Source organism: Clostridium sp. 001, from assembly GCF_019056555.1.
Taxonomy (GTDB): Bacteria; Bacillota; Clostridia; order Clostridiales; family Clostridiaceae; genus Clostridium_B; species Clostridium_B ragsdalei.
In genome coordinates this window covers 3,992,642-4,005,351 of sequence record NZ_CP020473.1, presented here as the reverse complement: position 1 = coordinate 4,005,351, position 12,710 = coordinate 3,992,642, and the positions used below count along the sequence as shown (strand labels likewise).

The 12,710-nt window shown below is 31.6% G+C and carries 8 protein-coding genes; 4 read left to right on the top strand and 4 right to left on the bottom strand.

Going from position 1 to position 12,710, the window contains the following annotated elements; all coding sequences use genetic code 11:
• Window positions 1-51: 51 nt before the first annotated feature.
• Entirely contained in the window at window positions 52-1,035 is a 984-nt protein-coding gene (locus B5S50_RS18780; protein ID WP_217302538.1) for an alpha/beta fold hydrolase, read from the bottom strand.
• Window positions 1,025-1,597, bottom strand: coding sequence for a MarR family winged helix-turn-helix transcriptional regulator (locus B5S50_RS18775; RefSeq protein ID WP_217302537.1), 573 nt, complete (start codon window positions 1,595-1,597; stop codon window positions 1,025-1,027). Before B5S50_RS18775 ends, B5S50_RS18780 begins: the two co-directional genes overlap by 11 nt.
• 186 nt (window positions 1,598-1,783) lie before the next feature.
• Here B5S50_RS18775 and B5S50_RS18770 point away from each other — a divergent pair, with 186 nt between their 5' ends.
• From B5S50_RS18770 to B5S50_RS18755, 4 genes are all read left to right on the top strand, one after another.
• A complete protein-coding gene (locus tag B5S50_RS18770; protein ID WP_217302536.1) occupies window positions 1,784-2,266 on the top strand; it encodes an NAD(P)H-dependent oxidoreductase subunit E in 483 nt (160 codons plus the stop codon).
• Between the two features lie 29 nt (window positions 2,267-2,295).
• A complete protein-coding gene (locus tag B5S50_RS18765; protein WP_217302535.1) occupies window positions 2,296-4,176 on the top strand; it encodes an NADH-quinone oxidoreductase subunit NuoF in 1,881 nt (626 codons plus the stop codon).
• A gap of 26 nt (window positions 4,177-4,202) precedes the next feature.
• Complete coding sequence (locus B5S50_RS18760; RefSeq protein WP_217302534.1) at window positions 4,203-5,939, top strand: NADH-dependent [FeFe] hydrogenase, group A6; 1,737 nt, start codon at window positions 4,203-4,205, stop codon at window positions 5,937-5,939.
• 308 nt (window positions 5,940-6,247) lie between these two features.
• The gene (locus B5S50_RS18755) at window positions 6,248-6,877 is read left to right on the top strand and encodes an ankyrin repeat domain-containing protein (RefSeq protein ID WP_254306621.1); all 630 of its coding nucleotides are present in this window, start codon (window positions 6,248-6,250) and stop codon (window positions 6,875-6,877) included.
• Window positions 6,878-6,978: 101 nt separating this feature from the next.
• On the opposite strand, the gene B5S50_RS18750 is transcribed toward B5S50_RS18755, so the two are convergent.
• Complete coding sequence (locus B5S50_RS18750; RefSeq protein ID WP_217303825.1) at window positions 6,979-10,251, bottom strand: SNF2 helicase associated domain-containing protein; 3,273 nt, start codon at window positions 10,249-10,251, stop codon at window positions 6,979-6,981.
• Between the two features lie 207 nt (window positions 10,252-10,458).
• On the bottom strand, window positions 10,459-12,432 hold the full coding sequence (locus B5S50_RS18745; RefSeq protein WP_217302532.1) for an EAL domain-containing protein: 1,974 nt from the start codon (window positions 12,430-12,432) through the stop codon (window positions 10,459-10,461).
• Window positions 12,433-12,710: the final 278 nt, after the last annotated feature.

Sequence of the window (12,710 nt, the reverse complement as noted above, 5' to 3'; positions counted from 1 at the left end):
CTTCTACTTGAAAGAATAATGCATCCAGTAACTGGAGAGTCAATACTTATTTTAATTATTGGAATACTGCACACTTTTTTCTTTTTTATTTATTTTTGATAATGCATCAAAAACCAGGTCAGGCTGATCCATCATCAAGAAATGTCCCGCATCAGGAATTATGAATATATCTTTATTTGGCGCCTTTATATCTTCAAAATAATCTTCAGCTATAACATGGGGAGCTTGCCAATCCCTTCCCCCCAAAATATAATATACCGGCACCTTATATTCTTTGGATTCTCTGCGTAGATTAAAGTCCTCAAGAAAACTGTAAACCTTTGAATTTGCTTTAAAAATCTTCATAAATGCTATAATATCGGAGAACTTAAAAATGGGACTTTTAAGTGCAGCTATCCATATATCAATGCCTATCTCCATACCTAATTTGTATTTTCCCTGAAGTTTACGAACTACATTACATTTTCTTAAAAACTCTTTATCAAAAACAGTTTTGCTGCCAGGATATTCACCTATACTTTCAAGCTTTTTTAATGATTTTTTATCATCTACTTCTTCAATCATTTCTTTAACTTTGTTATAGCCTACCTGCTCATTTTCCACCATACCAATAACCTGTCCAGCACCAATATAATACTCTACGTCTTCCGGATGCTTTCTGATAAATACCGACCCCAAAACACTTCCCCATGAATGTCCAAATATAACAATCTTTTTCTTGTTATACTTTTTCTTAAGATACTGAATAACTTCAAATAAGTCCTGAAGCATCAAATCTATTGTAGGAAGTTTATCTGGATTCTTCGTGAGAGTCTTCCCAGCACCCCTCTGGTCCCAGTGAACTACAGTATATATTTCTTCCCATCTATCTTGAAATAATCCTGTAAATAAGGATTCTGCCGAACCTGGCCCTCCATGTAAAAATAGCATTACAGGATTATCAAAGCTTGTTCCTAGATGATACAGGAACTGATCTATTCCATTAATCCTTACATATTCAGAAGTACATATTAACCTGTTGTTTTTATTTCTCATAATTTTTCCTATCCTTTCTTTGATTTTTTCTTATATTTTCAAACTCCTTTAATATTCTTGCTGCGTCATCTTTCTGACTTTCATCTACTTTTAAATTACTATCTTCTTCAAAACCATCTTGTTCTTCACCATCAAATCGATACAGCTTTTTAAGCATTCCCCAAATAGTTTCTAACTCTTCAGTTGAAAAATCCTTAAAAAGCTGTGCCATGAAAAATATTCCTTTTTCTGAAACTTGATATAATATCTGCTTCCCAGCCTCCGTAATTATTACATTGACAGCACGCCTATCTTCAGGATTAGGTACAATATCAACATATCCCTTTTTCTGCATGACAGTAACAATTTGTTTTACATTTTGCTTAGTGGAACCCAGTTTTCTTGCAATATTATTAAGTGTAGTTTTACCTTCAGATAAATGAGCAATTGCAACCATTGTCATATACTGCCTTGAAGTCAAATTTCCCAGGTATTCATCTCCTCTTACCTGAAGTTTATTGGCCAGTGAAAATAAGGTGGCATAGGTTTGTTCCATTAAAAATATTTCTCTATATGTATCCATAAAAATTTTCCTCCATTAGTCAATATATTGTCTAATTATAGTTTAATGATATTTTTTATATTTGTCAATATATTGTCTATTATTTTATCCGATGACTATATAATAAAAAACTCCCATACTACCAATACTATCTTAAGAATATAAAATGAAAGATGGTGAAAAAACTGCGGCACAGCAGGAAATATTATGGATGTATGCAAATTAGATAACGAAAAACTAAAAGAACTGTCTTCCTATATAGATAGTTTGGAAGGAAAAGAAGGTTCACTTATAAGTGTACTTCACAGAGCTCAGGATATATTTGGATACCTTCCTGAAGAATTACAAACATTTATTGCAAATAAACTTGACATTAGTGCAGCAAAAGTATTTGGTGTAGTTACTTTCTATTCATACTTTACAATGAAGCCCAAAGGTAAACATGTGATAAGCATATGTATGGGTACAGCTTGTTTTGTTAAAGGTGCAGAAAACATTTTAGAAGAATTTAGAAACCAACTTAAAGTAAAAGATGGATTTACCACAGAAGATGGATTGTTCACTATAGATATTTTAAGATGTGTTGGAGCTTGCGGCCTTGCACCAGTAGTTGTAGTTGACGGAACAGTCCATGGAAAAGTAAAGGTCGAAGATGTTAAAGGAATATTAAGTCAATATACCTTAAAATAAATATTAGAAATTTATGTGGAGGAAAATATATGGATAAGATAAAATCCTTTGAAGATTTAAAAGCTTTAAGAGAAGAGTATAAAGCTAAGATAGCAAACCGCACTTATGATAATGCAAATAAAAATATAAAAAAAAGCTTACTTGTATGCGGTGGAACAGGATGTCGTGCTTCAAGAAGCTTAGATATAGTCAATATACTTAAAACTGAAATTAAAAATGCAGGTCTAGAAAATACAGTTGATGTCATTTCTACAGGATGCTTTGGGTTTTGTGAGAAGGGACCTATCGTCAAAGTTGTACCAGATAATGTTTTTTATGTTGAAGTTAATACCGAGAGAGCAAAGCTAATTGTGTATGAACATATGGCCAAAAATACAGTAGTTGAGGAAGCTTTATATAGAGATCCTATTACTAAAGAAAAAATATCAAATCAAACGGATATTCCATTTTATAAAAATCAAAAAAGAATTGCTCTTAGAAACTGCGGCCTTTTAAACCCTGAAGATATTACAGAATACATAGCAATGAACGGGTACGAAGCTTTAGGCAGAGTTTTAACACAAATGACACCTGACAGTACAATTGATGAAATTAAAAAAAGCGGCCTAAGAGGCAGAGGGGGCGGTGGCTTTCCTACGGGTGTAAAATGGGAAATGACAAGAAAATCTAAATCTGATACAAAGTTTATGATCTGTAATGCTGATGAAGGAGATCCCGGTGCCTTTATGGATAGAAGCATACTTGAGGGAGATCCAAATTCTGTACTTGAAGCTATGGCTATTGCAGGTTACTGCATAGGTGCAAATAAAGGTTATATTTATATCAGAGCTGAATATCCTCTTGCAATAAACAGATTAAAAATTGCTTTAAAGCAAGCTTATAATTTAGGTTTATTGGGTGATAATATTTTAGGTACTAATTTTTCCTTCCATATAGATTTAAAATATGGTGCCGGAGCTTTCATATGCGGTGAGGAAACTGCACTCATAAATTCCATAGAAGGCGGACGCGGCGAGCCTACAGTAAAACCTCCTTTTCCTTCCCAAATAGGTCTCTGGAAAAAGCCAACTAATATAAATAACGTAGAAACTCTGGCAAACATCCCCCCCATTATATTAAAAGGCTCCAAGTGGTTTAGTTCTATAGGAACTGAAAAGAGTAAAGGAACCAAAGTTTTTGCCTTAGCAGGCAAGATCAATAATGTTGGCCTTGTCGAGGTACCTATGGGCGTAACCTTACGGGAAATAATATATAATTTAGGCGGAGGTATTCGCGGCGGTAAAAAATTCAAGGCTGTTCAAACTGGTGGTCCTTCTGGTGGGTGCATTCCTGCAGATCATTTAGATACTGCCATTGACTACGAAAGCCTTACTGAAATAGGCTCCATGATGGGTTCTGGTGGAATGATAGTTATGGATGAAGATAATTGCATGGTAAATATAGCTAAATTTTATCTTCAATTTAGTGTAGATGAATCCTGTGGAAAGTGCACTGCCTGCAGAATTGGAAATAAGAGACTTTTAGAAATTTTAGAAAACATCACTAAAGGCAAAGGAACTATGGAAGATCTTGAAAGTTTAAAAGATTTATCCTATGTAATAAAGGATTCAGCTCTATGTGGTCTTGGTCAAACATCACCTAATCCAATTATAAGTACAATGAAATTTTTCTGGGATGAATATGTAGCCCATGTAAAAGATAAACGCTGTCCTGCTGGAGTTTGCACTTCACTTTTAAAATACAATATAAATTCTGAAAAATGTATTGGCTGCACAGCTTGTACAAAGGTATGCCCTAAAGGAGCTATTTCTGGAGAAATAAAAAAGTCACATGTAATAGATAAGTCAAAATGTATAAATTGTGGTGCATGTAGTAGCATTTGTAAATTTTCTGCTATTACGAAAGAATAATAATTTAAAGAAAGGAGTTTGTAAAAATGGTAAATTTAACTATAAACGATATAAAAGTTTCTGTACCAGAAGGCACTACAATTTTAAACGCTGCAAAAAAAGTAAACATAAATATACCTACTCTCTGCTATCTTGATCTTCACGATATAAAAATGGTAAATAGAACTTCCTCCTGCAGAGTCTGTCTTGTTGAAATTGAAGGTAGACGAAATCTTGCACCTTCATGTTCTACAGAAGCTTTCGAAGGAATGGTCGTTAAAACCAACAGTCCCAGAGCTATAAAAGCAAGGCGTACTATGGTAGAACTTTTATTATCAGATCATCCTACCGACTGCCTTGTATGTGAAAAGAATACTCAATGTCAACTTCAATTAATTGCTGCTGAATTAGGTATAAGAAAAATAAGATATAAAGGTGCTATGTCTAATTATAAAAAAGATTCCTCAAGTGGAGCTATATATAGAAACCTGGATAAATGTATAATGTGCAGACGATGTGAAACCATGTGTAATGAAGTGCAAACCTGTCAGGTTTACTCTGCAGTAGATAGAGGTTTCGAAACTGTAGTATCCCCTGCATTTGGTCGTCCTATGGTTGATACGCAATGTACATTTTGCGGCCAATGTGTATCCGTATGTCCAACTGCTGCATTAACTCAAGTTAGTAATGTAGCCAAAGTATGGGAAGTACTAACTGATCCTGATAAATATGTAGTAGTTCAAACTGCCCCTGCTATAAGAGTTACTTTAGGTGAAAAATTCGGTATGGAACCTGGAACTATTGTAACTGGTAAAATGGTATGTGCCCTTAGAAGATTGGGATTTGATAAGGTATGTGATACCGATTTTGCGGCAGATGTAACTATTTTAGAAGAAGCTCATGAATTTATAGATAGACTTCAAAATGGTGGAAGACTTCCAATACTCACAAGCTGCTGTCCCAGCTGGGTTAAATTTATAGAGCATCAATTTCCTGATCTTTTAGATGTTCCTTCAACTTGTAAGTCTCCACACATAATGTTTGGGACTTTAGCCAAAACATATATGGCTGAAAAACTAAATATTGACCCATCCAAAATTGTAGTAGTTTCAATTATGCCATGTATTGCAAAAAAATATGAAGTAAGCAGAAAAGAGCTTCAATATGAAGGTCATAAAAATGTTGATCTTGTAGTTACCACAAGAGAGCTTACAGATATGATAATGGAAGCAGGAATAGATTTTAATAAACTCCCAGATGAAGACTTTGATAAACCGTTTGGAGAATCCACAGGTGCCTCTGTAATATTTGGAACTACCGGTGGTGTAATTGAAGCAGCTCTTAGAACTGCTTATGAATGGATTACTGGAGAGACTTTAAAAGAAGTAGAATTTCATGGTGTAAGAGGACTTGATGGACTTAAAGAAGCCAGTATAAATATTGGTGGTAAAGAAATAAACATTGGCGTAGCACATGGTCTTGGCAACGCAAGAAAGCTTCTTGAGGAAATAGAATCTGGTGAATCAAAATATCATGCTATAGAAATAATGGCATGTCCCGGAGGATGTATTGACGGTGGAGGTCAGCCGTATCACTTTGGCAACATGGATATTGTAAAAAAGCGAATGGAAGCTTTATACACGGAAGATAGAAATAAACCTCTTAGAAAATCTCACGAAAATCCTGAAGTTCAAGCTCTATATAAAGAATTTATTGGAGATGTAGGTGGTAAAAAAGCTCATGATCTCCTTCACACCCATTATATAAAAAGACAAAAACTATAACTTTATCTTTAAATATTGAAGTCCTCCTGAATTACTGTATTAAAATAAATACTAATTCCAGGAGGAACTATTTTTATCCGATTGCTACCATTGCTAATACCCCCATCGCACACAGCGAAAGCGACTATCACCAAATCAAAGATTTGCGACATCTGCTTTTCTATCAAAGTGGGGTATAAGCACTGCTACGCACCTGGATAACGATTTCTAAGCATCAGGTGGAGTCAAAACTCAACCTGATGCCAAGAACTCTGTTTATATGCTATAATATTATTATAATACATCTAATTCTAAGGAGGTGCAGCAGTTTGGGCATACTTAGCAATGTATTTTCTTCAAAATACAAGTCAATTTATAAATCCATTGAGGAAGGAAATATAAATGAAATAAAAGATTACTTAAAGGAAGACAATGATTTGGATTCCGACTTTGAAATTCAGAGTATACTTCATTATGCTATCGACAATTGCGGAAACAACTATTTTGAGACAATTCAGCTTTTAATAAACAGCGGTGCAGATATCAACAGCCGCCAAAGTAAACTCATGGAAACTCCCCTGCACAAACTTTGTGCAAGAGCAGCCCCCCATATTGACTTGATAACCATGATACTAAAAAGAGGAGCTGAAGTTAATGCAATCAATAGCCTTGGTAAAACTCCTATATTTTACTGCAGCTTTAATTATTCCGTAGAACTTTTGAATCTACTTGTAAAATACGGTGCGGATATAAATGCCCGTGATAAATATGAAAATACTCTCCTCCATGACGACTATATCAATTGTTTTGAAGAACATTTTGAAGAATTTTTAAAAGCACTCTTAAACTTCGGTTTTGATATAAACTTGAAAAATGCTTCAGGACTAACTCCCATGGCTCTTTGTAAAAATAAAAGAATCGAGAATATTTTATCAAAATATGGTGGAATTAAATTTTAAATTGAAGTAGTTTATTTTCATATGGTGCCTTGTGGAATTATCTTCATAAGACACTTCTTTTAATATAACTTTAACACACTTGTAGAAATTAATGTCAACATTCAACTGAAAAGTTCCTCGATATCCTTTTCTTCCATATTGGAAAGCAAAATTTCCTCTCCAGTATTTTCTTCTATAACATCCTTTATTATTTCTTTCTTCTTATCCTGTATTTTGTGTATTTTCTCTTCTATAGTTCCTTTAGCAATAAGTCTAATAACCTCTACCGTTTTCTTCTGTCCAATTCTATGAGCCCTGTCCGAAGCCTGATTTTCTACTGCTGGATTCCACCAGGGGTCATAATGAATAACTATATCTGCAGAAGTTAGGTTTAGCCCTGTTCCACCAGCTTTAAGAGATATTAAAAATATAGGGATTTGACCTTCATTAAACTCCCTAACCATTTCTCCTCTTTTTTCTGCTTTTACGCTTCCATCAAGGTACATATACTTTATATTTTCATTTTTGAACATATCTCCAATATTTTTAAGTACAGAGGTAAATTGAGAAAATAGCAATATTTTATGCCCATCATTTACACTATTCTGTACTATATCCATAAGAGCTTCCATTTTTCCATTATCACTTTCATAATTTTCTATAAAAGTAGAAGGATCACAACATATTTGTCTAAGTCTTGTTATTATAGAAAGTATCTTTATTTTGCTTTTATTAATGCCTTTATCTCTTATTTCATCATTCAATTCCTCTTTAGCTTGCCCAAGGTAAGCTGCGTATACTTTCTTTTGATCCTCTGTCATATCTATCACCATATTATGTTCAATTTTAGGTGGAAGTTCTTTTATGACATCCTTCTTAAGCCTCCTAAGAATAAAAGGTCTAATATGTTTATTCAACTCCTCTAAAGCTTTTTTATCACCATTTTTTATAATAGGCACTTCATATTTTTGACTAAACTTCCCGTGGCTTAACAGGTATCCCGGCATGATAAAATCAAAAATTGACCACAATTCTGTAATAGAATTTTCAATAGGGGTTCCTGTTAATGCAAAATAGCTGCCAGCTTTAATGGATTTTACACTTTGAGCATTTAAAGAATTAGGATTTTTTATATTTTGAGCTTCATCTAAAAAGCAATGTCTAAATTTTATAGCTTTATATTCTTCTATGTCTCTTTTAATAAGTGCATAGGAAGTTATAACTATGTCCGCCTCATTCATCTCTTTTAACTGACTTTCTCTTACATCCCTGCTGCCTGATACAACTAAGCATTTTAAATCCGATTGAAATTTATTTATTTCACTTTCCCAATTGTACACTAAGGATGTAGGACACACCACCAAAGAAGGCTGTCTTTCCTCATTTTCATCTACCTCTGATTTTATAAAAGCTATAGCCTCAAGAGTTTTTCCAAGACCCATTTCATCTGCTAAAATACCTCCAAAACCACAGCTTGAAAGAGTTTTAAACCACTTAAATCCAAATTTTTGATAACCTCTCATAATATTATCCAGTTTTTTTGGAATTGTATAATCAATGTCACCAATATCCTTTATATTATTTATAAGTTCTCTAAACTTCTTATTTCTTTGTACAAAAGTTATATTATTTTCCTTAAGACTTGTATCTATGTAAACAGAATTATATTTAGAAAGAACTATTTGATCCTTTTCAAGATCTGAAGTCTTGATGTTTAAATAATCTATCATATCCGACATATTTTGAAGTTCTCCAGCCTGCAGAGGAATAAAGCCTCCATTTTTAAGTCTGTAATATTTCTTCTTTTGTTTTAATGCATCAAATATGTGCTTTAACTCTTCTCTATTTACACCATCAATATTAAAGGTAAATTCTAAAAGATCCTCATCATTTAATCTTATGTTGGATTTATAGCTTTTAGAGGTATAAATTCTTATATCTTTAAAGGCGTCCGAATAGTAAATTTCTGCAGATTCCTGAAGTTTTTCCAGGCCTTCTCCAACAAAATCTAAAATTTTATCCTCATCCTCTAAAATAAAATTAGATTTTCCCTTTTCAAATTGAAAGGCAGTCAAGGTATCTACTATAGCTGCTTCTTCCTCAATGTCTCTAACCAATACCTTCTCATCATCTTTCCTTGCCTCATCATCCTTTAAAGGATTTATATCTATATCTCCATATTTAAATATTACATCACAAACTACAGCATCTTTATCCTTATCAAAATAAAGACAGGGCTTTAAAGGTTCTTCATAAAATTTGTCTTTAATACTGTTATTCACTGTTACCTTTGTACCTATCTTTTTTAAGGCTGGAATTATATAAGAAGCTATTTCTTCACTTTCATTTTGCTGAAAAGTAATTTCAGAGTTTTTTTGTTCAATAAAAGTATTGTAAAGTGCTTTATACACCCTTACCTGTTCACTTGTCGGCATATATATTTTGTTATTATAATAAAAATAATTTCCACTTTTAACTAAAGCTTTAGGCAACTTTGAGATTTGAGATAAAATTATATTATTCTCTCTGCTGTCTAATTTAAATTCTAAAGGGAAATTTTCTTTTACTACTTTAACCTCACTGTAGTTATCATCATTTATTACTAAATCTATAGCTGTTTCTCCTATATTATCAAGAAACTTTTTTAAGTTACTTTCCGTAAGCCTTGCCTTTTTTCCGCTTAAAAATTTCGGTGTTTTGCTATAATGATAACCATACATTACCATATTCTCCGTAACTCTGTCTATTTCATATAGATCTTTAAGCATACTCAAAATAAATTTGTCTTCATCCTTAAACCTGTGTAAATATGAGTTATATGTAAAACTTTTACCAAACTCCAGCTCATTATGTTCTATAACTGCCTCTAAAAAGCTTTTCATATTCTTTACTACATAAAGCTTTTCTTCTCCCACCTTTAATTCTAAAAAAGCTTCACTTTCTCTGCGGCTAATATTAAATTGAAGTTTACACTGCAGGTTTAAAGTCTTAGGTTCCATCTTTGTCTTAGGGGATATTAGACTTTTCTTTAATTGTTGAATTAATTTACTATTTTTCTTTATCCCTGATTTATTCTTTTCTCGAGCATATTTTATAAGCACCGCAGCTATATGCTTACATGGAGCATTATAATTATAATATGCCTTGCAGTCACAATGACAACTTATGTTTTCATTGGTATTTGGATATATTATTTTTACATTATATTTTATAGGCATTTGTGAAGAAGACTTCACTTTTCCTTCAATAGTAGTTTTTTTCCACCCTAATTCTCCTTCAGTACTTACACTCAAGTTTTCTACTTGACCATTTTCATAACATGTAATACCTTTTTCGTACGTTTCAAAATTTAAACTGTCCCTTATTATACCTTCATTTAGTTCAAACAAATTTATCCACTCCTGTTTAGGCATCTGAAATAAAATAATTTATCCCTGTTAAACATTCTAGCACATAATAATATTTTTAAACATGTTTCTAAATTATTCTTATTGAAATAATTGTAAAACCTATGCTAAAACTGTTGTTAAAGCATAGGTTTTTTATTACAAAAATGTTAGTCAATTTATATTTCATATCCTTTTATCCAGTTTTTAGAATATCTACTTTATCCGATGAGGTTTTAAGAATCCATTTTCAAAATTTATATCTTCCATTGGTTTTCCATAATAATATCCTTGGAATATATCGCATCCTAAGCTTTTTAAAGATTTTATTTGTTCTATTTCTTCTACTCCTTCTGCTACAACTTCATATCCAAAATAATGAGATAATGAGATAATTGTATTAACCATTACTACACTTGCTTCATTTGATGTTATATCATCAACAAAAGATTTATCAATTTTAATAATATCTATGGGCATATTTTTTAAATAATTTAATGATGAGTATCCAGTTCCAAAATCATCAAGGCTTATTTTGATTCCATTAGCTCTTATTTTATTTATATTATTTACAGCTTCATCAAAATTCTTGGCTATTGTTGTTTCTGTAACTTCAAATTCTATATACTCAAAAGGCACTTTAAATATTTTTATTATTTCCAGTAAGTTGTCACATAGTTTACTGTCAATGAGCTGTTCTGTAGATAAATTTACAGCTATTTTAAAATTTTTATAACCTTTATCAATCCAATTTGATACATTTTTACATACCTCAATAATAACTGATTCTCCTATATATTTTATAAGACCTTCTCTTTCTGCAAAATCAATAAATTCTGAAGGAGGTATAATCTTATTATCCTCTTTAATCCATCTTACAAGCGCTTCCGCACCTAATACCTCACCATGTTTTGAAATTTTAGGTTGATAAAAAACTTTAAACTCACCATTTTTAATCCCATCTTCTATTGCCTTTTTCTTTATTGTGTCTTCATATATACCAACATTTATAGCGTCATTATAAAAGCTATATACATGTTTGCCTATTCTTTTAGATTCATACATAGCATCATCTGCACGCTTGTACAAAGTTTCAAAATTATTTCCGTCTTTAGGAATAACTGCCACACCCAGGCTTGCAGTCACATAATCAACATTTTTTCCATAAATATTAAAAGGCTTTTTAAATACATTTAAAATTTCTCTAAGCATTACCTCTGCTTCATCTTTATTCTTAACAGACTTTATTAAAAATAGAAACTCATCGCCTCCATTTTGACAAATGTAGTCTTGAATATGCATTACCTTCTTAAATCTTCTCCCTGCCTGTTTTAAAAATTCATCACCTGAAATATGACCCAGCGTATCATTTACAGCTTTAAAATTATCCATATCCAAACTTATTAATATGGAATAGGTATTTATTTTAGGAATTTCTTTAACTAATGTGTTTAATACATAATTCTTATTGGGAAGGTCAGTAACACAATTATGAAATGCATAGTAATCCATCTTCTTACTTATTTTAGTAACCACAAACATCATTAAACTAAACAAAAGTATCATTGCAAAATTAATAGCAATTATTGCCCGTAAGGTGATTTCCTTTATAATTTCATTTTTATCACTTAAACTTTTTATATATTGGTCTGAATAATTTAATATTTCTTTGCTTAGTTCAATTCTTCTATCTCCTAAATTCATTATTTCTTTCTTTTCATCATTGGTAATAGCTTTAGATTCTTTTAGCTTCCCAAGCAATTCATTTAATCTATTTGAATATTTTTTATTTGATTCTTTAAATTGAACAACTAAATCTTTTTCTTCATTGGTTAAATCGTGAAGTGTGGTATATTTATTAATATTTTCTTCAATATCTTTTTCATATTCATCTACCTTATCTTTCATATCCATATAATCATTAACTGAATACAATGCGTATAATCGTATACTCCAAATATCTTCATTGATTTTATTTGCATAAGCAGAAGTTAAATATCCATTTTGGTACATATTAGTTTCATTGTTGTAACTATCTTTAAGTGTTTTATAAGAAATAAATGTAAATATTAGAAATATTGTCAAAGCTAACATTATAACACTATTAAATATAATTTGTAATTTTGGATTTTTTGAAATAACCTGAGCAAAAAAATTTTTTCTAATTTTATTAATTATCTTTTTTATCATAATTTCTCCTATTAAATACAATAATTCATATTTTAAACTTATCTATTACTTTTTTAAGCTATTTCATCTTCTTCAACATACAATTATAATAATTCACATACAACTCAAATATATAATATTATATATTTGAGTTGTATGCTTAGTCAATCTATTATTTCTTACAGTTTTCCCATTCTTATATAAACAGAGTTCTTGGCATCAGATGGAGTTTTGACTCCACCTGATGCTTATTAACAGGCTTCTTAATGCTTCAGAACTTAGAAGGCGTTATCCTTTAG